Origin of the sequence: Pectinatus brassicae (assembly GCF_014201835.1) — a bacterium.
GTDB classification, from domain to species: Bacteria; Bacillota; Negativicutes; order Selenomonadales; family Selenomonadaceae; genus Pectinatus; species Pectinatus brassicae.
On the sequence record NZ_JACHFH010000008.1, the window covers coordinates 68,757 to 92,848 of the forward strand.

At 32.9% G+C, this 24,092-nt stretch carries 24 protein-coding genes; 15 read left to right on the forward strand and 9 right to left on the reverse strand.

Annotation, left to right across the window (positions count from 1 at the left end; all coding sequences use genetic code 11):
* Nucleotides 1–44: 44 nt before the first annotated feature.
* Nucleotides 45–167, reverse strand: coding sequence for a PRD domain-containing protein (locus tag HNR32_RS14440; protein WP_183860164.1), 123 nt, complete (start codon nt 165–167; stop codon nt 45–47).
* Nucleotides 152–2,629 carry a sigma-54-dependent transcriptional regulator gene (locus tag HNR32_RS04540; protein ID WP_183860113.1) on the reverse strand — a complete coding sequence of 826 codons (2,478 nt, stop codon included), beginning with the start codon at nt 2,627–2,629 and terminating at the stop codon, nt 152–154. The genes HNR32_RS14440 and HNR32_RS04540 overlap by 16 nt, the downstream gene beginning before the upstream one ends.
* A gap of 239 nt (nt 2,630–2,868) precedes the next feature.
* Here HNR32_RS04540 and HNR32_RS04545 point away from each other — a divergent pair, with 239 nt between their 5' ends.
* The 5 genes from HNR32_RS04545 to HNR32_RS04565 all read left to right on the forward strand — a co-directional run bounded on the left by HNR32_RS04545 (nt 2,869) and on the right by HNR32_RS04565 (nt 6,809).
* On the forward strand, nt 2,869–3,300 hold the full coding sequence (locus tag HNR32_RS04545; protein WP_231038139.1) for a PTS sugar transporter subunit IIA: 432 nt from the start codon (nt 2,869–2,871) through the stop codon (nt 3,298–3,300).
* 63 nt (nt 3,301–3,363) lie between these two features.
* Nucleotides 3,364–3,825, forward strand: a complete 462-nt coding sequence (locus HNR32_RS04550) for a PTS sugar transporter subunit IIB (protein ID WP_260162441.1) — start codon at nt 3,364–3,366, stop codon at nt 3,823–3,825.
* Between the two features lie 23 nt (nt 3,826–3,848).
* A complete protein-coding gene (locus HNR32_RS04555) occupies nt 3,849–4,613 on the forward strand; it encodes a PTS mannose/fructose/sorbose/N-acetylgalactosamine transporter subunit IIC (RefSeq protein WP_183860117.1) in 765 nt (254 codons plus the stop codon).
* Nucleotides 4,613–5,431, forward strand: coding sequence for a PTS system mannose/fructose/sorbose family transporter subunit IID (locus HNR32_RS04560; protein WP_183860119.1), 819 nt, complete (start codon nt 4,613–4,615; stop codon nt 5,429–5,431). The genes HNR32_RS04555 and HNR32_RS04560 overlap by 1 nt, the downstream gene beginning before the upstream one ends.
* A 28-nt stretch (nt 5,432–5,459) precedes the next feature.
* The gene (locus HNR32_RS04565) at nt 5,460–6,809 is read left to right on the forward strand and encodes a sn-glycerol-1-phosphate dehydrogenase (protein WP_183860121.1); all 1,350 of its coding nucleotides are present in this window, start codon (nt 5,460–5,462) and stop codon (nt 6,807–6,809) included.
* Nucleotides 6,810–6,856: 47 nt separating this feature from the next.
* Here HNR32_RS04565 and HNR32_RS04570 read toward each other — a convergent pair whose 3' ends face one another.
* Together HNR32_RS04570 and HNR32_RS04575 are read right to left on the reverse strand one after the other, a co-directional pair.
* Complete coding sequence (locus tag HNR32_RS04570) at nt 6,857–7,345, reverse strand: DeoR/GlpR family DNA-binding transcription regulator (RefSeq protein ID WP_183860123.1); 489 nt, start codon at nt 7,343–7,345, stop codon at nt 6,857–6,859.
* Nucleotides 7,346–7,520: 175 nt separating this feature from the next.
* Nucleotides 7,521–8,363, reverse strand: a complete 843-nt coding sequence (locus HNR32_RS04575; RefSeq protein ID WP_196611141.1) for an HAD-IIA family hydrolase — start codon at nt 8,361–8,363, stop codon at nt 7,521–7,523.
* A gap of 527 nt (nt 8,364–8,890) precedes the next feature.
* Between HNR32_RS04575 and HNR32_RS04580 the strand changes: the two genes are divergently transcribed.
* The 5 genes from HNR32_RS04580 (at nt 8,891) to HNR32_RS04600 (ending at nt 12,897) form a co-directional block, all read left to right on the forward strand.
* Complete coding sequence (locus tag HNR32_RS04580) at nt 8,891–10,294, forward strand: sn-glycerol-1-phosphate dehydrogenase (RefSeq protein WP_183860125.1); 1,404 nt, start codon at nt 8,891–8,893, stop codon at nt 10,292–10,294.
* A gap of 100 nt (nt 10,295–10,394) precedes the next feature.
* Nucleotides 10,395–10,760 (forward strand): transcriptional regulator GutM, encoded by a 366-nt coding sequence (locus tag HNR32_RS04585; RefSeq protein ID WP_183860127.1) that lies wholly within the window; start codon nt 10,395–10,397, stop codon nt 10,758–10,760.
* 205 nt (nt 10,761–10,965) lie between these two features.
* Nucleotides 10,966–11,493: a PTS glucitol/sorbitol transporter subunit IIC gene (gene srlA / locus HNR32_RS04590; RefSeq protein WP_183860170.1), complete on the forward strand. Its 528-nt coding sequence runs from the start codon at nt 10,966–10,968 to the stop codon at nt 11,491–11,493.
* Nucleotides 11,494–11,515: 22 nt separating this feature from the next.
* Nucleotides 11,516–12,505, forward strand: coding sequence for a PTS glucitol/sorbitol transporter subunit IIB (gene srlE / locus HNR32_RS04595; protein ID WP_183860129.1), 990 nt, complete (start codon nt 11,516–11,518; stop codon nt 12,503–12,505).
* Nucleotides 12,506–12,543: 38 nt separating this feature from the next.
* Nucleotides 12,544–12,897: a PTS glucitol/sorbitol transporter subunit IIA gene (locus tag HNR32_RS04600; RefSeq protein WP_183860131.1), complete on the forward strand. Its 354-nt coding sequence runs from the start codon at nt 12,544–12,546 to the stop codon at nt 12,895–12,897.
* A gap of 65 nt (nt 12,898–12,962) precedes the next feature.
* Here the strand turns inward: HNR32_RS04600 and HNR32_RS04605 are convergent, their stop codons facing one another.
* The 5 genes from HNR32_RS04605 to HNR32_RS04625 are packed head-to-tail and all read right to left on the reverse strand — an operon-like array spanning nt 12,963 to nt 16,329.
* Nucleotides 12,963–13,265: a PTS sugar transporter subunit IIB gene (locus tag HNR32_RS04605; protein WP_221300553.1), complete on the reverse strand. Its 303-nt coding sequence runs from the start codon at nt 13,263–13,265 to the stop codon at nt 12,963–12,965.
* Nucleotides 13,266–13,281: 16 nt separating this feature from the next.
* Nucleotides 13,282–13,749 carry a PTS sugar transporter subunit IIA gene (locus HNR32_RS04610; RefSeq protein WP_183860133.1) on the reverse strand — a complete coding sequence of 156 codons (468 nt, stop codon included), beginning with the start codon at nt 13,747–13,749 and terminating at the stop codon, nt 13,282–13,284.
* A 32-nt stretch (nt 13,750–13,781) separates the two neighbouring features.
* Nucleotides 13,782–14,852 (reverse strand): NAD(P)H-dependent glycerol-3-phosphate dehydrogenase, encoded by a 1,071-nt coding sequence (locus HNR32_RS04615; RefSeq protein ID WP_183860135.1) that lies wholly within the window; start codon nt 14,850–14,852, stop codon nt 13,782–13,784.
* A gap of 27 nt (nt 14,853–14,879) precedes the next feature.
* Nucleotides 14,880–15,044: a hypothetical protein gene (locus HNR32_RS04620; protein WP_183860137.1), complete on the reverse strand. Its 165-nt coding sequence runs from the start codon at nt 15,042–15,044 to the stop codon at nt 14,880–14,882.
* A gap of 19 nt (nt 15,045–15,063) precedes the next feature.
* Nucleotides 15,064–16,329, reverse strand: a complete 1,266-nt coding sequence (locus tag HNR32_RS04625; protein ID WP_183860139.1) for a PTS galactitol transporter subunit IIC — start codon at nt 16,327–16,329, stop codon at nt 15,064–15,066.
* A 225-nt stretch (nt 16,330–16,554) separates the two neighbouring features.
* Between HNR32_RS04625 and HNR32_RS04630 the strand changes: the two genes are divergently transcribed.
* From HNR32_RS04630 to HNR32_RS04650, 5 genes are all read left to right on the forward strand, one after another.
* Nucleotides 16,555–19,344 carry a sigma-54-dependent transcriptional regulator gene (locus HNR32_RS04630; protein WP_183860142.1) on the forward strand — a complete coding sequence of 930 codons (2,790 nt, stop codon included), beginning with the start codon at nt 16,555–16,557 and terminating at the stop codon, nt 19,342–19,344.
* Nucleotides 19,345–19,830: 486 nt separating this feature from the next.
* The gene (locus tag HNR32_RS04635; protein WP_183860144.1) at nt 19,831–21,378 is read left to right on the forward strand and encodes a type I restriction-modification system subunit M; all 1,548 of its coding nucleotides are present in this window, start codon (nt 19,831–19,833) and stop codon (nt 21,376–21,378) included.
* A gap of 2 nt (nt 21,379–21,380) precedes the next feature.
* The gene (locus HNR32_RS04640) at nt 21,381–22,391 is read left to right on the forward strand and encodes a virulence RhuM family protein (protein WP_183860146.1); all 1,011 of its coding nucleotides are present in this window, start codon (nt 21,381–21,383) and stop codon (nt 22,389–22,391) included.
* Nucleotides 22,391–23,554 carry a restriction endonuclease subunit S gene (locus HNR32_RS04645; protein ID WP_183860148.1) on the forward strand — a complete coding sequence of 388 codons (1,164 nt, stop codon included), beginning with the start codon at nt 22,391–22,393 and terminating at the stop codon, nt 23,552–23,554. Before HNR32_RS04640 ends, HNR32_RS04645 begins: the two co-directional genes overlap by 1 nt.
* Nucleotide 23,555: 1 nt before the next feature.
* A complete protein-coding gene (locus HNR32_RS04650; protein WP_196611142.1) occupies nt 23,556–23,972 on the forward strand; it encodes a type I restriction endonuclease in 417 nt (138 codons plus the stop codon).
* The last annotated feature ends 120 nt before the right edge of the window (nt 23,973–24,092 follow it).

Genomic DNA, 24,092 nt, shown 5'->3' on the forward strand with positions numbered 1-24,092 from the left:
CTACAAAAAAGTTGGCATGAATAAATGCCAACTTTTTTTGTAGTTTATTTTATCTGTGGAAAATTTAATGTGAATAAATCAACTATATAGGCTATTTCTGTGTCGGGAATAGTTACACCGTAACTTTCTTCTAATATAATAAAATAGTTTTTTATTGTAGGGAAAATATTAAGAGCTTTTTTTCTGCAATATTTTTATAAGGAAGAGATTCTTTACGTATAACTCGTTCTAGCATACAAATTGAATGAAATATAAATTTAACAAAAATGCTTTCGGAGATGCTTAAATTATATGTTGATAATAAATTGAATAATGTCTGGCTAAGAAGCGACAATGCTTTTTTTACATCTATAAATGTAGTTATGTCAGATAAACTGGCTGTTAGTTGAAATAATAAATGGGAATCAATTTCTTTTGAAAAAGGAAATTCTTCTGAATCATTGGAAATGATTTCTTTAGAATAAGAATTATTGGTAATAACATTAACAATTTCATTTAAAGTAATATTAGGCATCATGCAGCGGCGAGCAGCTTCTAATAATAGCGGCGTGGATACATTATCAATAGTTTTTATAGACAAATTTGATTTTATAGATATAATATCAGCAAAATCTACTAAGGACCCCATGTCTACTAAGAAGAGAAGGCCTCTTTTGGAATTTAAGCGTTTTACTAAATTAGTAGCAATAGTTAAAATCGTGCTTACTTTGGCATCTAGAGGCATATCAATAGGATAAATTTCCGTATTACCTATTAAGTTTTTTACAACATCAGCCATACTGGTTGCCGTATTATGACCATGGCAAATTATTATTATAGGTAAGATGGAAACCTGCGTTTGCTTTAAAGTATGAAAGAAGGAAGCAATAATAGCAATTTCAGTATTGGGGATGTTTAAATCAAAAAGTTTATTAATATCTAAGCAAATGTTTTTAGCCAATTTGAATTCTTCAGGATACTTGTTAATAATTTGGTCGGCATTTATAAGGCTATTTGATTGACCGTTTTCTAATCGATCTTTTAATAGTTCCAGATGTAAGGCAAGGCTGTAGATCATTTTATTATCAGTGATATCAAACGCATTAGTGGTTGACAAATTTTTTTTAATTATGGTTATTAAATCGGTGTTTATGATTTTATTTAGAATGTCCTTGTCAATTTTTATTTCAGAGTTATTGGCGCTATTTTTAGGTGGAGAAATTTTAGAATAAATTTTTTGTTTTATATCATTAAGTGAGGAGCCATTTTTATAGAAATATTTAGCTGTTTTTAAAATATATTCATATAAATTATTATCATTATTACAATCGGTTTTGGTGAATAAATTATTGAATGGAGTATGATTTTCACTGAATGTAATATTTTTTATAGCATTAAAATTAAATGCTTTGTAAAGTTCATATCTGTTTAAGGAAGATTTAAAAAACTCATTTTTTAAATTATCATTAATTTGCGATAGTTTTATATAAATGCTGTTTTCTGCGGCGGGAGTGAGGGTTGATTCAATGAATGCAGTGGCACATAGAACTTGTATATCATTATGTAATTGACCAATATTGCCACTGCAATTATATGATAAAAGCACTTTTAAAACTTCTTTGGAGACGATTAGAGGTTTTTTAATAATTTGCGATTCGTTTTGAAAAAAATGAGTTATCAGTTGCATTCTGATTTTTAGAGAACGTTCATTAAGGGCAGGTAAAGTTATAAGTATAGGGATACGGCGAAAAAATGTTTTTAGTATTGCTGATTGAGGATTTTCAGTAGTAGCAGCTAGAATAAGAACATTAGCAGTGTGGAATGTATCACTTTCACCTAATTTACGATATTTTCCATGATCTATTAATGAAAATAACATTTCTTGGCCTTCAGGAGGCAAGCGATGTATTTCGTCGAGAAATAAAATACCGTTATTAGCCTGACCAACTAAACCGGTTGTTTCTTTATTGGCGCCAGTAAAAGCTCCTTTAACATGTCCAAACAAATGGGATAATAATAACTGAGTATTTTCTGCATAGTCGGAACAATTAAAAATAACAAAAGGCGCATTATTAGATAATTTATTTGTTTCTATGGCATAACGATACATTATATTGGCAAAGGTCGTTTTACCACTGCCCGTTGGGCCGGTTATCAATGTATGTAACCCATTAGGCGGATAAAGTATAGCAGCTTTGGCTTGTTTTACTTGAGTGCCTAAGTCATCTTCGATGCCTATTAGATTTTCAAAAACATTATGGGATGCTTTTAATTTTGGAGAAGTTAAGCTGGATGGTTCTGAATCAGAAAAAATATTGGAGGAGTTATTAAGACGATATGCAGAAACAGCATTTTTAAAGTCGTCTAAATTAGCATATAAATTATTCGTTAGTTTTATATTATAGGTGTCTGTTAAAGACTTTTTGTGAATATACAATACAGGTTTACCAAGAATTTTTATTACAAGATTATTTTTAAAAGCTAAATTTAATTCCATGCTTACATTATTACGTAAAATCCCTGTTTCTTTTGAAAGATAAGTAGTAGTGCATCCTAAGTTGTCAGGAAATGCAGGCGCAGGACTGGAAATATTTTTGGAAAGAAATTCTTTTAGGCACTTTAATATTTTTTTATTACGTAAAGATGACATTAAAATAAACTCCTTATTACATAAAAATTCACAAAAATATAATAATACACATAATTGATACATATCATTATATCATAAACAATGTGTATCAATATAAAAATACTGACAACTATTTTGTATATATAATGAAATATATTGTCTGTTAATTGGGAAATATTAGATATAAAGTGATGTAATATACATATGATATGTGTATTGGCATATGTTTTGCTTATATTTTATGATAGGGAAAAGAAAAGATGAAGGGAGATGAAAAAATGATAGGAATTTTATTGCTGACACATGAAGATTTTGGAAAAGCAATGTTAAAAAGTGCAGAGCTAGTTTTAGGTTCAATAGAAAATGTAAAAACTTTAGGTTTACATAGAGGAGATGATATTGAATTATTTTGTGATAGGGTAAAAAAAGAAATTGAAGCATTAAATCAAGATGATGGTGTATTAGTGTTTGCTGATTTATTTGGTGCAAGTCCTTATAATGCAGCTGCAGTGGCAAGTTCAAAGATAACAGTACCTTATAAATGTATTACAGGGCTAAGCTTTCCAATGCTTTTAGAAGCAATAACTACGCGTAATGGTAGTGACTTAGATACATTAACAAAATCATGTATGATAGCAGGGATGATGGGGATAAAAGAACTGTTTGAGGAATTATCAAAGGTAAAAAAATAATATTTATATTATATAGATACAAAATATTTTATGTGAGGAGATAATGATATGTTGAATATTGTATTGACGAGAATTGATGATAGATTAATCCATGGACAGGTTGTTACAGCTTGGGCAAAAGTAACTAAAGGAAATAGAATTATAGTTGTAGATGATGGTGTAGCTAATGACGAGTTTATGTCAAAAATAATCACAATGGCAGCACCAGCATCTTTTAAAATTGGCATTCATACCATAGAACAAGCAGCTGAAGTATTGAAAAGTGATGATACAGGAGAAAGGGTTATAGTTTTAGTTAAAACACCAGTAACAGTAAAACAATTAATGGATAGAGGGGTAGAGATTAAAAATCTTGATTTAGGTGGCATGGGAGCTACTAAGGGCAGAAAACAACTATATCGTAATATTTCAATTTCTGGAGAAGAAAAAGAATGTTTTGAAGAATTGATTGACAGAAGTGTACACGTATTTGTTCAAATTGTTCCGGATGATTCACCTAAAGATATACAAAACTTTTTTAAATAATAAACATAAAGAGGAGAATAGCTATGGAAGTTACTTTTTTACAAGCCGCATTAATAGGATTGTTTTATTATCTGTCATGGAGTCCATGGTTTACATATGTAGGCTTTTTTACATTTAATAGACCATTGTTAGCAGGATTTATAACAGGAATAATTTTGGGTAATCCTTTAGAGGGGGCGTTGATCGGAGCCGGAATAAATGTTATTTATTTAGGTTTTATTTCAGCAGGCGGAGCACAAATGGGAGATCCTTCTTTTGCAGGATATGTAGGAACAGCATTGGCAATTGCATCTAATCTAGATGTTTCAACAGCGATGGCGATATCAGTACCATTAGGAACGATCGCCACTGTTTTATGGATTGCTAAAATGACGGTTAATTCATTTTTCGTACATTGGGCAGATAGAGAAGTTGATAAAGGTAATGTAAATATGGTGGCATTTATTAATGTAGTGCCGTCGCAGATTTTATTATTCGCAATGAGCTTTATACCAGCGACACTTGTTGTCTATTATGGTCCAACAGCGGTAAATGGCATGCTAAGTATATTAACTCCTAATATTTTACATGTTTTTAATGTTATTGGGGCAATGCTTCCAGCATTAGGGATTGCAATGAACTTAAAATTAATTGGTAATAATTTTACAATGCCATTCTTTGTTTTAGGAATATTATGTTCGGTATATTTTCATATGGATATAATTATAATATCCATAATTGGGATAGTTATAGCATTGACTGTTAGTGCTATAAATTATCGTAATGGAAATAAAGGAGGGACAGTATAATGGAAGAAGCAAAACTTAGCAAAAAAGATGTACGGAAATCATGGTTTAATTGGTTTATGTTTGCCCAGTCTAATTATAATTATGAACGATTACAAGCAGTGGCGTTTGCACATGCAATGTTACCAATTATAAAAAAACTTTATCCAAAAGATAAAGAAAAACAAAAAGATGGAATTACGCGCCATATGTCTTTTTTTAATACGGAACCAATATGCGGGTCGGTTATCCACGGCGTGACCGTGGCAATGGAAGAAGAACGTGCCAAGGGACAACCTATAACGGATGAAGCTTTTAATGGTATAAAAACAGGATTAATGGGACCGTTGGCAGGAGTAGGTGATACATTGACTCAAGGCGTTATAACGCCAATAATGCTTGCAATATGTATTGGTATAACAAACAATAATAATATTGCAGGACCAATAATTTTTTTAATAGCACAATTTGTAATAATGACAGGCATTTCTTATAATATGTGGTTTAATGGATACAAATATGGCAGACGGGCAGTAGAGGAGATAATGTCTGGCGGCAAAATAAATCGTGTGATAGAAGCTGCTTCACTTTTAGGGACAATGGTTATGGGCGGATTAGTGGGACGTTTTATTCCACTGGAATTTTACTTAAATTTCAAATTGGGCGGAGGAAGTATATTTAATCTGCAATATGATTTATTGGATAAACTGATGCCGGGGCTTATACCACTTATATTGACATTAATTGTCTTGCATTATGTAAGAAAAGGTACATCACCAATTAGATTAATGGGGGCATTAATTTTATTTGGTATTATTACAGGATGTATGGGGATTTTTTAAGCAAGGAATAATAGGGAGAATGATTTTAATGTATAATTGGTCAGAATTTATAGGCAAAAAAAATAATTGTAAATGTGGACATATACATGAATGTGATATACAGCATATAGTTGTAGAAGAAAATGCTATATCAAAAATAGTTGAATATATAAATCAGGAATCTTATAAAACCGTTTATATTGTAGCTGATAAAAATACAGAAAAAGCTAGTAAAGGAAAAGTTTATGAGATTTTAGAAAAAAATAATATAAAGTATAGTAAATATATTTTTTCTAATAATGAGCTAGTCCCTGACGAAATCGCTGTAGGAAAAATAATTACTCATTTGCCTCGGAAATGTGAATTAATTATTGGCATAGGTGCTGGAGTAATTAATGATTTATGCAAGTTTATATCATATACAGTAAAAATAAATTACTTTATTATAGCAACTGCGCCGTCAATGGATGGATATGCATCAGATGGCGCTGCGTTAATAGTAGATAATTTAAAAGTAACTTACGAGAAGGTCGGTCGGCCAAAAGCAATAGTAGCAGATACGAATATATTAAAAAATGCACCTATGCATCTTATTACAGCAGGAATAGGTGATATTTTTGGGAAATATATTTGTCTGACTGACTGGCATATGGCGCATTTTGTGACCGGGGAATATTATTGTCAGGATTTGGTGGATATAATGAACAAAGCAGTAATTGCGGTAACTAATGCAACAAAGGATGGGATAACAGCACGCAATGAAAAATCAATAGGATTAGTTATGGAAGGTTTGGTTTTGGCTGGGATAGATATGAGTTATAGTGGTAATTCTAGACCAGCTTCTGGCAGTGAACATCATATGTCGCATTATTGGGAAATGCTGTTTTTGCAGCAAGGACATGAAGGGGTTCATCATGGAACTAAAGTAGGGGTAGGTACAATTATTGCTATAATATTGTATAAAAAATTAGCGCAAAAATTAAAAGAAACTACTGATCTTATACTAAACCATTTCGATAAAACTGCATGGATAAAAAATATAAAACTGGTCTATGGTAAAGCAGCGCCTGGGGTGATAAGACTGGAAGAAAAAGTCGGAAAAAATAATGATGAAGATGTGGCTGCGAGACTTGTAATGATAGCTAAACATAAACAAAACATTATCGATTTAGCAGAAAAATTGCCTGAGGTTAATAGCCTAATAGAACTAATGAAGAAAATAAATGCGCCTTATCATCCTGCCCAAATAGGTGTTACTGAAGAAATGGTAAAAAACGCTATAATTTATGCCAAAGAGTTGCGCAATAGATATGGTATATTACAGTTGCTATTTGATTGTGGATGGCAGGAAGAATTTGCTGCTGAAGTAGTTGAAGAGTTGGGAAAGATAAAATATTAAGAAAAAATACACCGTGTTTAATATATTGAGATTAAACACGGTGTATTTTATACGATATCGACAGAAATATGTTCTTTTTGTGATAAGTTTAATTGTGAAGATGAGAGTTCATTATCAGTTATTATTTTATGAAGTTTATTTATTGAGCACACTGGAAATAAACTTCTGTTGCCAAATTTTGAGCTATCAACAAGAACATAGGTTTGTTTAGCGATACTGATGATTTTTTGTTTGATATTTTTTTGCGGTAAGCCTATTGAGGTAATGCCATATTCAAAATCAATGCCATTACTGCCTACGAATGCTTTATTTATATAAAATTGTTCAAGGTCGTTTTGGGAAATATTATCGAGGGCAGCCGGCGGAGTACCAATGATGTGTCCTCCCAGCATAAATAATTCGATGTGTCTTAAATTTGCCAGTGATGCAGCAGCAAGGGAATTGGTCACGACCGACATTGGCTTTTCAGGATGTGCGGCAATATATTTGGCAAGATAATACGTAGTTGTGGAATCATCTATAAAAATAGAGTCCATATTTGGGGATGCAGTTTAAAATGAATTAACGAATATATTTAATGAAATTGATATAGATGGGCAGGAAAAATTGGAAGCTTGTTCATAAGAAAAAAAGATAGGCCCTAACGTTATGGGAAAACGTTAGGGTCTATCTTTTTGCAATATTTTGGAAAGGATTTAAATTTATAGAAAATTATAGAAATGGGATAACTTCTTTTACAGAATCAAAAATTAAATGAGGTTTTACTTCAGAAGTTTCAACATCATTCAATTTGGTTTCACCGCTTAATACCAGCATGCTGTAAAGACCATTGTTGGTGCCGGCAGCTACATCGGTATAAAGTCGGTCGCCAACCATCATAACCTGATCGCCGGTAGTATGAAGGCGGGCTAACAAATATTTTATAATGTCAGCATTTGGTTTGCCGATAATACGATCGGGGTAACGGAAGGAAGAAGCATTGATAAAAGCATGGATTGCACCAGAATCAGGAATAAAACCAGTTTTGGTTGGACAATTATAATCAGGATGGGTGGAAATATAAGGCAGTCCGGCACGAACAAAATCACAAACTTTACACATTTTTTGGTAATCAAGACTGGTATCAAATGCGGTAACTACAACATCGGGATTGTCTTCGTCCAAAATGAGTCCGCCTTCAATAAATTCTTCGCGTAATAAATCATTGCCGAGTAAAAAAACTTTTTTGCCGGGATATTCCTGCTGTAGATAATATACAGTGGCCTGACCTGAGGTAACGATCTGGTTTAGATTAACATCAAGTCCCATATTATGCAGTTTTGTAACATAATTTTTAGGATTTTTTGAGGAATTATTAGTTAGAAAAATAAATTTTCTACCAGAATCTTCTATTCTTTGCAGAAATTCCTTGGCTCCGTCTATCCAATATTCATCAAGATATATAGTACCATCCATATCCAGAGCAAAATATTTTATATTTTCTAAAATATGTTTTTTATCTTCGTTTACGTTTTTAAAGGCATGCTTTTTTTCTTCCATTACAGTAGCTAACATTTTGTTTACACTCCTTTACTTTCTTTTGGTTCTTAATCAGAGTATAGCTAATAAAATAGTTAATGTCAAACATTTTGTTTGAATATATTTATGTTTTTAATGAAAAAAACATAATATCAAATAAAGGTTGAAAAAGTAATTGAATGAAATTTTAATAGCTGGATTTATCTAAAGACTTCAATGATTATAGATGAAACAAAGATGGTATATATATGGGCTTATAGTTAATAATATTATTATACATATAATTTTAACATCGCCAATAAACAACTAATAAACAAAGCAAAAACAACTACACATAATATAAAAAAGAAAATAAATAACAATAATTATAAAAAAAACTTGCTTTTAGAAAAAAGTTTGCTATAATAAGAGTTAATTCATTAGCTGATAAAAAATAAACAAAAGCAAACAAAAGAATAACTTAAATAAAACCAAAAAACACATGCTTTAAGATTTAATAAAAAGAAAATTCTGATTTTATATTATATATACTATTATTATTATTTAAAATAGGAGAGATTCTTATGAAACTTAACTTAAGTGCTGTCACTAAAATGGCTATTGATGAATTTGTTGGAGAAAAATTTTCATGTACATGTGATCGCGAGCATTATATGAATGTTGATAAGGTGATTATAGAAAATGGTGCAATAAATAAAATTACAGATTTGCTCGTTCAATATGACTGTAAATTTCCATTAATAATAGTTGATGCTAATACATATAAGATAGCAGGGAAAAAAGTAGAACAATTATTGTCAGAAAAAAATATTGAATTTAAAACAGTTGTTTATCAGGCTGAGCAGGATGTAATTCCTGATGAAGCTGCCATGGGAAAATTGATTTTAGCAGTAGATAATAAGACTGATTTTTTATTGGCTGTTGGTTCTGGTGTTTTAAATGATTTGACAAAATATATAAGTCGCCGGACAGGACTTAAATCAATGATAGTGGCGACAGCACCATCAATGGATGGTTTTGCTTCTGATACATCAGCACTTACTATTGATAATTTAAAAACCAGTGTAAGCTGTGAATTGCCTAAAATTATTTTGGGTGATGTTGATATCTTAAAAGATGCACCGGAAAAAATGATATTGGCAGGATTGGGCGATATGATAGGCAAATATTCTGCCTTGATAGACTGGCAGCTAAGTAAAATTATTAACAATGAGTATTATTGCGATGTTACAGCGAAAATATCGGCAGATGCTATTGAAAAGTGCGTCAAAAATATTGATGGAGTAAAAACGAGAGATGATGGCGCTATTCATAATATTATGGATGGACTTATTCGCACAGGGATTGCTATGAGCTATGTTAATAGTTCTCGTCCGGCATCTGGCTGTGAACATCATTTGTCCCATTATTGGGAAATGATGTATTTGTTCCAAGGAAAAGAGGCACTTTTGCATGGTACAAAAGTAGGCTTGACTAGTATTATCGCTGGCAAAATATATGAAACATTTGCACAGGAAGATGTAGACTTTGAAAAAGCGATTACCGCAGCAAAAGTTTTTGATGCGGCTAAATGGGAAGATCAAATAAAACGTCTTTATCAAAAAGCAGCTCCAGGAATTTTGAAAAATGCTGTTAAGGATAATAGGAATAATATTGAAAACCGTATTAGAAGAATAGAAACGATACGAGATAATTTCGCAGCTATAAAGGTATTGGCAAAAACGGCAAAAACATCAGCTTGTATTGAAGATATAATGGGACGCGCCGGCGCACCGCTTCGTCCGCAGGATGTGGGAATTGATTTAGATATTGTCCATAATAGTATGTTGGTAGCTAAAGAAGTACGCCAAAGATATACTATCTTAAATATGTTAGCTGATTTGGATCTCACTGAAAAATATACAGAAATTGTTGATGATTTTGTAAAAAATCCATCAAGGGTACGCTCCTTCCAACCGGTTGGATGATTATACCTAAGCTAAATGTGCGAGTCTGGCAGAAATTTGCTAAAAATACTATCATAGTGCGTTGATTATTACGCACTATGATAAAAAATAGGTGAAAAAAATGGAGAAAATTTTACTTTTAGCTTTCTTTCTTTATATTGCACAGTGTGCTTTTATGTATTTGCAAATGAAACATTTTAAAGCGACTGTCAGAAATTTAATGGATAAAGGACATGTTGGCATCGGTGTGAAAAAACGTAAGTTATCATCGGGAAATGTTGTCGTTCTTGTTTGCGATGATGTTGGATATATTATTATGGCGAAACAAATGAAAGGCATGACCCTCTTGGCTAGATTCAAGAATATAGACAAGTGGCAGGGAAAAGATGTAAATGAATTAAGGCAGGAAGCTTTAGCAGAAAAAAAACCTAATGCGGCATTATTGCAGGCACTAGACAGCATAGAAGGAAAATTACATGCGGCTTGAGTCTTGGGCTAAATTAAATAATTAGAAAATTTACAATATGCAATATAATTGATTTAATTTATTGTTGAATAACGGCATGGATAGAGAATTTTATAAATAATAAGAAGCAATATCATGAAGTGATTCGATAGTAAATAAAATATATTTTATTTTATGCTAGTAAAAATATTGAGGGGGAAACAGAATGGATGGAGCATCAGGAATTATGCAGTATTTTGGCGTATTGGCAGCGGGATTTATTGGACTTTTTCACAAGGGCGGAGAAAGTTTTGTCGGAATGGTAACGGGAATGTTGCCGACATTAATAGTACTTATTACAGCTATTAATGCTTTTATCAATGTAATGGGGCAGGATAGAATAAATCGTTTTGCTCAACTAACCAGTAAAAATATTATTTTGCGCTATACCGTTTTTAATGTTATTGCTATGTTTTTTTTAGGCAATCCTATGGCATATACACTAGGAAGATTTTTACCAGAAAAATATAAACCAGCATTTATGGACTCATGTATTACTTTTTGTCATCCAATAACAGGATTATTTCCTCATGCTAATCCGGCAGAACTATTTGTTTGGCTGGGGATTGCTAATGGTATTACCCAATTGGGCTTGCCGGTAAGTGAACTGGCTGTGCGTTATTTTGTTGCAGGTGTTATTGTTATATTGATACGTGGAATTATTACTGAAAAAATCACATTATATATGATGAAGAAAAAAGGCATGGCCGTATAAAATAAAGAAAGAGGGGATAAAAATGGGGATGGCAGTAAGAATAGAAAGAGGTTCCAATGGATTTGGCGGACCACTCACAGTCCAATTATCGGGTAAACGAGATAAAGTTGTATATATAACAGGGGGCGAAAAGCCCAGTGTTGCAGAGAAAATTGCTAAAGTTTTAGGTGCGAAATTAATTGATGGTTTTAAAAACGGCGTGCCTGATGATGAAATAGCAGTAGCTATTATTGACTGTGGTGGAACATTGCGCTGCGGAATATATCCTAAAAAGAAGATACCGACAGTTAATCTTACCCCAGTAGGAAAATCAGGACCATTGGCATCTTTTATTAATGAATCAATATATGTATCAGATGTTAAGGTATCCGGTATAAGTGCCGTATCGGCAGATGGTGTTATTGCCGAACCTGTTCCGGAAACGGGCGGTGATGATTCAGGTTTTGTATCAGATCAGGCTGAGGAAGTAACAAAAGAAGAAAAAACAAATATATTGACACGTTTTGGTAAAGCTGCCGGTGGTGTTATCCAGATTTTTTTCCAGGCAGGTCGTGATACCATAGATATGGTCATAAAAACAATATTGCCGTTTATGGCGTTTGTCAGTATGGTAATTGGACTTATAATGGGCTCTGGCTTGGGTGATTTTATTGCGCAGCATTTATCACCATATGCAGGTTCCCTTCCAGGACTATTTATTATATCAGTAATTTGTTCGTTGCCAATCTTATCACCGATGCTTGGGCCAGGTGCTGTTATTGCTCAGGTTATTGGGGTGCTTATTGGTACACAGATAGGCGCGGGCGCTATTTCACCTCAGTTTGCCTTACCAGCACTGTTTGCAATTGATTCCCAGGTAGGCTGTGATTTTATGCCTGTAGGCTTAAGTCTAATGGAAGCGAAACCAGAAACTGTTGATATCGGTGTACCTGCAATTTTAATGTCACGTGCTATTGGCGGCCCGATTGGTGTTATTGTAGCTTATTTTGTAGGAATGGGACTTTTTGGCTGATAGAAATATAATCGAGGATATGTTTAGGAGTGGATGATATGAAATTTAATGTAGAAATAACTACTGTCGGACCAATGGCTAATGACTTATTGACAGCAGGTGATATGGTAATATTTGAACAATGTGAAATGGAAGCTTTAGCTGAAGTCTGTTTCATGCATACTAAAGGCGAATTAAAAGATAATGTGGCGGTTGGTGATAAGGTAGTTATTGGCAGTGAAGCTTATACGGTTGCTGCTGTTGGCGACGAGGCTCAGCATACTTTGGCGACACTAGGACATTGTACATTTAAATTCATAGATGAACCTACAACAGAATTGCCGGGACAAATTAACTTAAAAGGTGCAGATGTTCCTGTGCCTAAAGTTGGCGATATAATTTCTATTGGGTAAATAATATTCTTCATATAAGAGGCATAGAGTTTAAACTCTATGCCTCTTTAGAATTATAAATTGTTTTATTCAGATATTGTTTTTAAATAATCAGCAATATCATTGATAACTTGTTCTGTGCCAATTCCAGTAATGAAAGGAAGGCCAGAAAATCTTTTTACTCCGCCTAAGAGTGAGTCGGATACTGTTGTTGTTGGGACGACAACATGAGGATGGAAGGTTGCAAGTTTTGATGCGATATCAGTAGCATTACATTCAAGTATTTCAATATCAAGGCCTTTTTCAGTCAATAGTTTTTTACACTTTTCGGCAGCAACAGTTGAAGTGGCAATTCCTGAACCACAAATAGCTAATAATCGATAAGTCATAATAAAAACACTCCTTTTATAAAATTATATTATTTGATATAAGTCGGGTAAGTGTGCTTGGGGCTTGGGCACGCAAGAGGTTAGACATAAGTTCTTGATTTTGTAAATTTTCAATAAGTGTAGATAGAAGCTGGAGCTGATTATCACTGTTGTTCATAGCGAGCATAAATATTATATTTACAGATACATTTTGATTGGAATCGCCCATACTTTTAAAAATTACAGGATTTTTTAATGTACAAATGGCAATCATGGGTTTATTTACATGGCAGCAATCTGTATGGGGCAAGGCAACACCATATTTATTAAAATTAAGCCCAGTTGGAAAAATTTTTTCACGTTCTATTATTGCGTTACAGTAAGATTCTTTTACATAGCCGTGTCTGTGTAATAATGAACTTAATTTTAGCAGGACTTCTTTATCGGTGGTTGCCTCAAGCGCGATTTTGTTTACATTGGAATCAAAGTTAAAGTTTTTTGTCATTAATATATTACCTCGCTACTAATAGGATGTTATTATAGGGGATTATTTCCAGCAGTACAAAGAGTTACTAATTTTTTTATGTTTTCGTAGCCAGATGCATCTTCATATAAGATATGATACAAGCCAGTTAATAAAGGCATATCCTTCGAATCTAATCGATGGTTTGACTCTAATTCTTTCATAATATAATAACCAAATTTAATGGCCGGATAACCTTCCACAGTTATATCATTCTCTTTCATTTTTAAAATGGCTTGACTTGCTGATAAACCTGTTCCAATAGCTTCACCTAATGTTCGATTGCGTCCAGCCTCACCAGTTAATTCTAAATCACCGATGCCGGGAAGACCTAAAACAGGACCTAAAGTACCACCTAAAGCTTGAGAAAGTATACCCATTTCAGCTACTGCATAGGTGAAAAGTGCTCCTTTAGTATTTTTGTGTAGAAAACCGTCTTTTTGTTTAGGAAAACCTTCAGCCATACCCAGCCCTACACAATAAGCATTTTTCATCGCAGCACATATTTCTGTGCCAATTACATCATCAGTGGTATTTATATTATAAACATTGGTTTGGGCTAACTGGCGTAATTTATTGGCAGCGTTAATATTAGTACTGGCATATGTTACTGCGGTAGGCACTCCCCACAAAACCTCTATTGCTTTGCAGGGTCCGGCAACAAAAACAAAATCAAGAGAGTTTTTTAATTCAGTAGGAAGACGTTCAGATAAAATTTCCGGTAAAAGCACAATCTTATTATCTTTATTATAGTTAAATCCTTTGGTAACACTGCCGATAATCATATCGGATTTTAAATAGGGAACTATTGATTCAAAAACATCTCCTAATGCATCGGAAGTGATAGCCATAATAATAATGTCTGTACCTTGTAATGCCAGATTTAATTCTTGATGATAAAAAGCTTTTACAGATGGAGGTAGTGGAAAGTTATGTTTAGGATGATTTTTACCAGCTTTTACCGCATCGATAATAAAGTCATCCAAATGAGTGCCCCAAAGTCGTACATCATTGCCGTTATCTGCAAGAGGTTTAGTAAAAGCACTGCCCATTGCTCCGGCTCCAATTATAGTTATTTTTGCCATAGAAATGATACTCCTTTTTTGTGAAAATTATTTTACAGCGGGACTATTTTTAAAATAGCGTTGATAAAAAATCCAAATGGTGGCACAAATCACCACAATGCTATTTAAAATATCTTGATTAGCATAGTAATTATCCATTAATTGGCATAAATAAGGACCAGCCATTATACGGATAGTCTGCATGAGAAACATGAAACCACCTCACTATAGATTAAGGGACAATAAATGCCACTATTTTGTATATTATATATGGAATAAAATGGGACCCACCGTCAAGAGATGATACAGCTAAAGTCCCTTGAGGGAACGGAAAACCTACTTTTTGAGCCATTAAAGTACTTACAGGAGCAATATCGGTTGCGATATACAAGATGAAAACCATTAAAATCGTACTGATGATTAAACCGCGGAAAACATTACCACGGGAAGCTCCTACCGACCATAATAAACAAAAACATAGCCCAGCTAAGTCGGTAAATGGCATTATTCGATTGCCTGGTAAAATAGCAGCTAGTACTAATGTTACAGGAATCATAAGCAGGCATACAGCCATGACTGAAGGATTACCTACAACTACTGCTGAATCAAGGCCAATAAATACTTTTTTTCCAGGAAAACGGCTATTTAGAAATTCACGGGCACTATCAGACAGTGGCATTAATCCTTCCATTAATATTCGTGACATGCGAGGCAGTAAGAACATAACTGCTGCCATATTTACACCGAGCTGAATAATTCCTTTACTATTATAGCCAGCTAAAAAACCAATAAAGCTGCCTAAAACAAGACCGATGAACATAGGTTCACCTATAACGCCAAATTTTTTTTGTATGGTTTGGGGATTTATGTCTATTTTGTTAATTACAGGAATTTTATCGATAACTTTATTTAAGAAAATGCAGATGGGTGCCCAACCAACATCTTCTGTATGAGGTAATGATATTCCAGGCATTCCAAAATATTTTTCAACGTATGGCTGTGTATAATCCGCAAGTTTTAAAACTACAATAATTGTGATACAGGAAGCTAGTACACCTAAAACGGCACTATCCGTTTTATACATTACCAGTCCACCAGCAAATATAAAATGCCAATAATTCCACAAATCTATATCCATTGTTTTAGTCCAATTCATTGTCAGCATTATAATATTTATCAGTACTCCTAAAATAAAGACAACAGGTACTATTGGTGTGCCAAAACTAATCGCAGCATGTACTGGCCAACCGACATCAAGTACATCTAAATGTAATCCAAAATTATCAACCATTGCTTTAGCAGCTGGTGATAAATTTGTCGAGAAAAGTCCTATTACTAGAAAGATACCGGCAAACCCCATGCCTACAGTTAGTCCAGATCGTATTGCTTGAGAAAACTTTTGTCGAAGTGCTAAACCTAAAAGTACGATGATAATAGGCATCATTACAGTAGCACCTAAATCTAATATAAAGTGAATGATATTTTGGACTGCTTCCATAAACTTCGCTCCTTTTAATTGTCTTTTTCAAAAAAATATAATTTATACTTGCAAGTACAACTGCTATAACAGTAAAGCAAATGGTGTGCCAAGATAGTGTATATACATATAGGTGTGAGAAAAGTCAAAAAAATATACACAAAACATATAGATAAATTAGTGTATAAAAAACTGTATATTACCAATATTTTGAAATATAGAATAAAAATGGTAGGAGATTGATTAATGAAACAGCTAGATTTGGTTGAGAAATTTATAAAAGAAAAATGTCTGTTTGGTAGAAGTGTAGAAGATATAAAAAAAGATAATATGCCTGGAATTTCAGCGAACAATATTCAAGAAGAAATGGGAATACTGCGTGCTAATGCCAGCAGTATATTAAATAATTTATGCAAAGAAGGGAAATTGATAAAAATAAACAGCAGACCGGTTACTTTTTTGCCTTATGATATAATCCATCGTATTCATGAGAAGTATAATCTATCATTAAAAACTTGTTATACATTGTCGGAATTAAAAGAAAGTATATTACATGAGCAAATAGAAAAGGATGATCCTTTTGCGAAACTTTTAGGTTATAATAGCAGCTTGCTTTATCAAATACGACAAGCTAAAGCGGCTATTGTTTATCCACCTAAAGGGTTACATACGATACTTTTGGGAGAAAGCGGTGTAGGCAAAACAACTTTTGCGCAGGCAATGCATGCGTACGGATTGCTGGCAGCGAATAAAAACCAAGTGGAATATCCTTTTATAACATTCAATTGTGCAGATTATTTTAATAATCCACAGCTGCTTTTATCACAGTTATTTGGACATGTAAAAAATGCTTTTACTGGAGCTGACAAGGACAAAATTGGATTAGTGGAAGAGGCTGATGGTGGAATTTTGTTTTTGGATGAGGTGCATCGTTTGCCGCCTGATGGACAGGAAATGTTGTTTTATTTAATGGATAAAGGTGAGTATAAACGTTTAGGTGATAGCATTAAGCGAAAAAGCAATATCCTCATTATTGCAGCGACAACGGAAAATCCAACAGGAGTATTATTAAACACATTTATGCGGCGTGTGCCGGTAAATATTATTTTGCCAACATATAAGGAAAAACCAATTGCGGAAAAGATAGAAATAATTGAACAGTTTTTTCGTTTTGAAGCAATAAATTTAAAACAGATAATATGTATAGCACCAGAGGTGTTAAAAGCACTAGCCTTATATCAATTTGCAGGGGGAAATATCGGACAGCTGCGTTCAGAAATAAAACTGCTATGTGCCAATGCTTTTTTACAGTATTTACAAAATAAACAGCCAATTACAATAGGTTTTCAAATGTTAAGTAAGGATATAAGGGATGTTTTATTTAATTATGCTAAAATAGATAAAACTATAACACGTTATTTAGATATGTTTTTTGAGGAGATTGAAATATTACCACAAAAAGATACAGATATAATATCTGATGGCATAAAAAATGATATATATGAGATTATAAGCAATAAGTTAAATTATATGAGAGAACAAGGAATTGCAGGAGAAAATATAACAGATAGTTTAAAAAATGAGATTGATACATATTTAAGCAGTGTGAATAAATATTTTTCGGAGCTGCATTCTAATATTGCTAATCTTTATAAATTAGTTTCGAAAGAAATAATAGATGTAACAATGCAGTTTATTACTTATGCGAGGGAAGAGCTAAAGACTGATTTTAATAACTATTTTTTATTTGCATTATCATTGCACATACAGAGTTTGATTAAACGTATTGATAAAAAAGAAATAAATAATAACAGGCATCTCTTTAAAATAAAAGTGGAACATCCAGCAGAATTTAAAGTAGCTGATAAAATGGTAGAAATGCTTAATAATAAATTTGGGGTAATCGTGCCAGAAAGTGAAAAAGGGTTTTTAGCACTTCTTTTATATCATAGCAGGGTAGAGGTTGATAGCAGCAAAATTGGAATGATAATAATTTGTCATGGAGAATCGACAGCTACAAGTATGGCAGATACCTGCAATAAATTGCTTAATACGGAATTAGTAAAGGCAGTAGATATGCCGTTAAGTCAAAGTATTAATGAAACATATCAGCAATTAAAAACAGTGGCATTAACTATAAATAGAGGTAAAGGGATAATTATATTAGTAGATATGGGGTCTTTACTGACCTTTGATAAACGATTAACCGCAGATACGGGAATAAAAACTAAAATAATAAAATCAATTTCCACACCACTGGCATTAGATATTTTACGTCATGTTTTATATGATGTTGATGACATTGATAAAATTTATGCTGAAAATGTGAAGATAATTGATGAATACGATGAAGTTGCAATTAAAAGAAAGCCCTTGGCAATTTTAGCTGTATGTGCTACGGGACAAGGAAGCAGTAAGTTAATAAAAGATATGTTGGATGATTTGTTAAAAAAATATTATGTTGATTCCATAAAAATATTTACAGCAGACTACATAAATGTTCGAGAGGTTTTTGACAAGGTTAAAAAAGATTATTATGTTGTGGCAGTGGCTGGTAATATGAATCCACAATTGCCGGTTCCGTTTTTTCCAATAAATCAATTGGTTCAGCCAGAAGTGCAGCAAATATTTTTTCATTTGCTTGATGGCGATATGGAAAAGCCATTTTCATTGCCGAATACAGAGCAGATACCCACTGTTTATGAAACTGCAAAAAATTTGCTGGAAAAATATATAAAATATATAAATCCACGCCATGCTATTTTTAAAATACGAAAATTTATTGAGGAAATAGATTATTCACCTAAAAATAAAAATATGGTATTGGATTTGATAATGCATATGGGGTGTTTGCTGGATAGGTGTGTAGGTCAAATTAAGATAAAATATGATAATCTTCAGGAGTTTTATATATTACATAAAGAATTATTTATTACTGTACGTAAAGCAATAAAACCATTGGAAGATGATTATAATATAAAAATTAGTGATGATGAAATAGCGTATGTAGTAAAAATTCTTGTTACACGAGTTTAATAAAAAATGATATTTAATTAAGCTTAATCACAATGAACCCCTTTCGATGGCGGAAATTAATCCGTAGAGTCGAAAGGGGTTCATTGCAGTAGGGATTTATATAATTCAGCCTTTAGGCTGAGAGATATCATTGATTATTTGCAAGGATGGGATGAGAATAAAATTGGAGCTTCATCCGTAATACATTTTTTGTCCAATCCCTCACTTTATTTAGTGCATTTCACAGGTTATCATAACGTGGATCGGCTACAATAAAATGGATAGATTTTATAAGGCTATGTAAAAATAAAAGGAAGAAATAATTTATGTCTAAAAATTGAGAAGGGATTAGAAGGTTTTGTTCAGTCATACTACAAAGATTAACTTTAGGTTTATAAGGCTGTATGATATAATATTCAATGGTTTATTTTATAAAATAATTGTAACATTACATATTTAAAAACTAAAAAAACATTAAATTTATAATAGATTTTGGAGGCATTTTATATGTCAAGCGCAGCACAAAGGGCAGAATTACAATCACAAATTTGGAAAATAGCAAATGAAGTCCGCGGCTCTGTAGATGGATGGGATTTTAAACAATACGTGTTAGGAACACTTTTTTATCGTTTTATTAGTGAGAACTTTTCTAATTTTATTGAAGGTGGAGATGATAGTGTTAGCTATGAAGGCTTAGATGACAGTATTATTACAAAAGAAATTAAAGAGGATGCCATTAAAACAAAAGGATATTTTATATATCCCAGTCAGCTGTTTTCTAATATAGCAAAAAATGCAAATACAAATGATAGCTTGAATACGGATTTAGCAGCGATATTTTCAGCAATTGAAAGCTCGGCAAGCGGATACCCATCTGAACCAGATATCAAAGGTTTATTTGCTGATTTTGATACGACAAGCAACCGACTAGGAAATACCGTAAAAGAGAAAAACAGTCGTTTAGCAGCGGTTATTAAAGGCGTTGAAGGACTTGATTTTGGGGAGTTTGAAGAAAATCAAATAGACTTATTTGGTGATGCTTATGAATATCTAATATCTAACTATGCCGCTAATGCAGGAAAGTCTGGTGGAGAGTTCTTTACACCGCAAAGTGTATCTAAGCTTATTGCCAAACTTGCTATACACGGTCAAACTACAATTAACAAGATTTACGATCCAGCCGCAGGCTCAGGTTCGTTATTGTTGCAAGCAAAGAAACAATTTGATGAACATATTATTGAAGATGGTTTTTTTGGTCAGGAAATCAACCATACAACATATAACCTTGCTCGTATGAATATGTTTTTACATAATGTTAACTATGATAAGTTTAATATTGCATTAGGAAATACTCTTTTGGAACCGCAGTTCGGAGATGATAAGCCGTTTGATGCGATTGTATCCAATCCGCCTTATTCTATAAAGTGGATTGGCAGTGGCGATCCTACACTTATTAATGATGAGCGTTTTGCACCAGCGGGAGTACTTGCGCCAAAATCAAAGGCAGATTTTGCGTTTGTTCTTCATACGCTTAGCTATCTTTCTGGTAAAGGACGTGCAGCTATCGTATGTTTTCCCGGTATATTCTATCGTGGTGGGGCAGAGCAAAAAATTAGAAAATATTTAGTTGATAATAATTTTGTAGAAACTGTTATCTCGCTTGCGCCCAATCTTTTTTATGGAACTTCAATCGCTGTTAATATATTGGTACTTTCAAAACATAAGACAGATACAAAAACTCAATTTATTGATGCAAGTGGTGAAGAGTTTTTCAAAAAGGAAACTAATAATAATATTTTGACACAAGATCATATTGAAGCGATTATGCAATTATTTGCTAGCAAAGAAGATAAAGAGTATGTTGCGAAATCTGTAGATAATGATAAGATTGCTGAGGAAAATTATAATCTTTCAGTAAGCTCATACGTTGAGGCAAAAGATACCAGAGAAGTTATTGATATTAAGGTGTTGAATGCTAAAATTAAAACTACAGTGTCAAATATAGATAGACTTCGTGCGGAAATAGATAAAATTGTTGCAGAAATCGAGGGATAAATTTGAATAAAGAATTAAACTTTTTAATTTATAATACACCCGAAGAAGATGTATCAATTAATGCAGTAGTAAAAGATGAAACTATTTGGCTTACACAAAAAGCAATGGCAGAGCTTTTTGATGTTGAGGTACCTGCTATTTCAAAGCATCTTACAAATATTTTTTCAGAAGGTGAATTGCAACCTGAAGCAACTGTTTCCAAAATGGAAATAGTTCAAACTGAGGGCAGGAGAAATGTAAAAAGAAGCCTTGATTTTTATAATCTTGATGCAATTATTTCTGTTGGCTATCGTGTTAATTCGCGAAAGGCTACAAATTTTAGGATATGGGCAACAGGGATTTTAAAAGAATATATGATAAAAGGCTTTGCAATGGATGATGACCGCTTAAAGCAAGGCAAAACAGCATTTGGTAAAGACTACTTCAAGGAACTATTAGAGAGAGTACGTTCTATTCGAGCAAGTGAGCGAAGAATATGGCTGCAAATCACAGATATATTCCAAGAATGTAGTATTGATTATGATAAAAATGCTGAAGTAACACATGAGTTTTACGCCATGGTACAAAATAAATTCCACTATGCAATTACAGGCAAAACTGCAGCTGAAATCATTGATGCATCAACAGATAAAACAAAAGAAAATATGGGGCTTACCACTTGGAAAAATGCACCTAGTGGCAGGATTTTAAAAAGTGATGTAACAATTGGAAAAAATTATTTAGAAGAAAAACAAATCCGTCAGCTGGAAAGAACAGTGACTGGATATTTTGATTATATAGAGGACTTAATTGAGCGAGAAAATACTTTTACAATGACGGAATTTGCTTCTAGTATTAATGAATTTTTGGCGTTTAGAAAGTACGATGTTCTAGAAGGTAAAGGACGTATAAGTAAAAAGCAAGCTGATGAAAAAGCCAAGGCAGAATATAATGAGTTTAATAAAACGCAAAAGATAAATTCTGACTTTGAAAAAGAAGTAAAAAAACTAATGGCTAAAGGTGGTGGGAAATAATGAGTAAATTAGAACAGCTTGTTGAGAAATTATGCCCTACTGGGGTGGAGTGGAAGAAGTTAAAAAAATGCACAGAAATGAAAAGAGGTACTTCTGCAACAAAAAGAACATTAGTAGAAGGGAAAATTCCAGTTATTTCTGGTGGGAAAGAACCAGCTTTTTATTGTGATTCATTTAATAGAGAGGGTGAGACAATAACAATAGCTGGAAGTGGTGCTAGTGCTGGATATGTTCAATATTGGAATAAGCCGATATATGTTAATGATGCTTTTTCAATTAAGGGAAATGAAAAAATAAGTAGTCGATATATTTATCATTACTTACTAAACATTCAAGAAGAAATATATTCAACAAAAAAAGGGGGGGGAGTTCCTCATGTCCATATTTCAAGTATAGAGAACTTTGAAATACCAATTCCACCAGTGCAAGTCCAGGACGAAATTGTTCGTATACTGGACAGCTTTACAGAGCTTACAGCGGAGCTTACAGCAGAGCTTACATATAGAAAAAAACAGTATGAGTATTATAGGGATAGTTTGCTGAAATTTGGTAATGAGGTACCAAGGGTTAGTCTAGGAGATATTGCAACGATAATTAGAGGTGGAAATTTTCAAAAGAAAGATTTTGCTGAAAATGGAATTCCTTGCATTCACTATGGACAAATATATACAAAGTATGGTCTATCAACAACTGAAACAATTAATTTTATAAATAATGATGCTGCAAAAAAGTCTAAATTTGCATCCCAAAATGATATTGTAATGGCTGTTACAAGCGAAAATGTTGAAGATGTGTGCAAATGCGTTGTGTGGTTGGGAAAAGAGGATGTTGCAATAAGTGGACATACTGCAATAATAAAGCATAATCAAAATGCAAAATTTCTTGCATTTTATTTCCGTTCAGCTATGTTTTTTAAGGATAAGATAAAACTTGCTCACGGTACAAAAGTTATTGAAGTAACACCAGGTAAATTAGCAAATATAAAAATTCCCATTCCATCCATTGGCGAGCAAGAAAGAATTGCAGATATCCTTGATCGTTTCGATACAATTTGCAATGATATTTCTCAAGGGCTACCGGCTGAAATTGACGAGAGACAAAAGCAATATGAATATTATCGTGATAAACTGCTTACATTTCCTAAAGCAAAGCTAGAGGTGTGATATGGAAAAAAGTTTAAGTGAAAAAGCACAGGAATTAAAAAATAATAATAAACGAGTTCAAAAAATATATGGATATAATCCCATTGCAGAAACAAATAATTTTATAGTTCTTGATAAATATGAAAAGTACTCACTTATGCGCGAAGCCGCTGCAGTTTATCAGACAGAAGCATCGCTTGAAAAAGAATTTATAAATGACTTAGTTAACCAAGGTTATGAGTATTTACCCCAATTAACAACACCTAAAGAAATGCTTGAAAATGTACGAGTACAGTTACAAATACTTAATAATGTAATTTTTAGTGATTCCGAATGGACACGGTTTTGTGAAGAATACTTGGATAAATCAAGTGATAATCATATTGATAAAACACGAAAAATTCATAATGACTATATATATGACTTTGTATTTGATTAAATGGGAGCCGTACACTCGTGACTTAAGTCGTGAGTTAGGCGACCAAACTAGTCAGTATGTATAGAAATATGCATATAGAGATTGGCAAAAGACCAATCCAATACTGCTTGAAATGCTGGA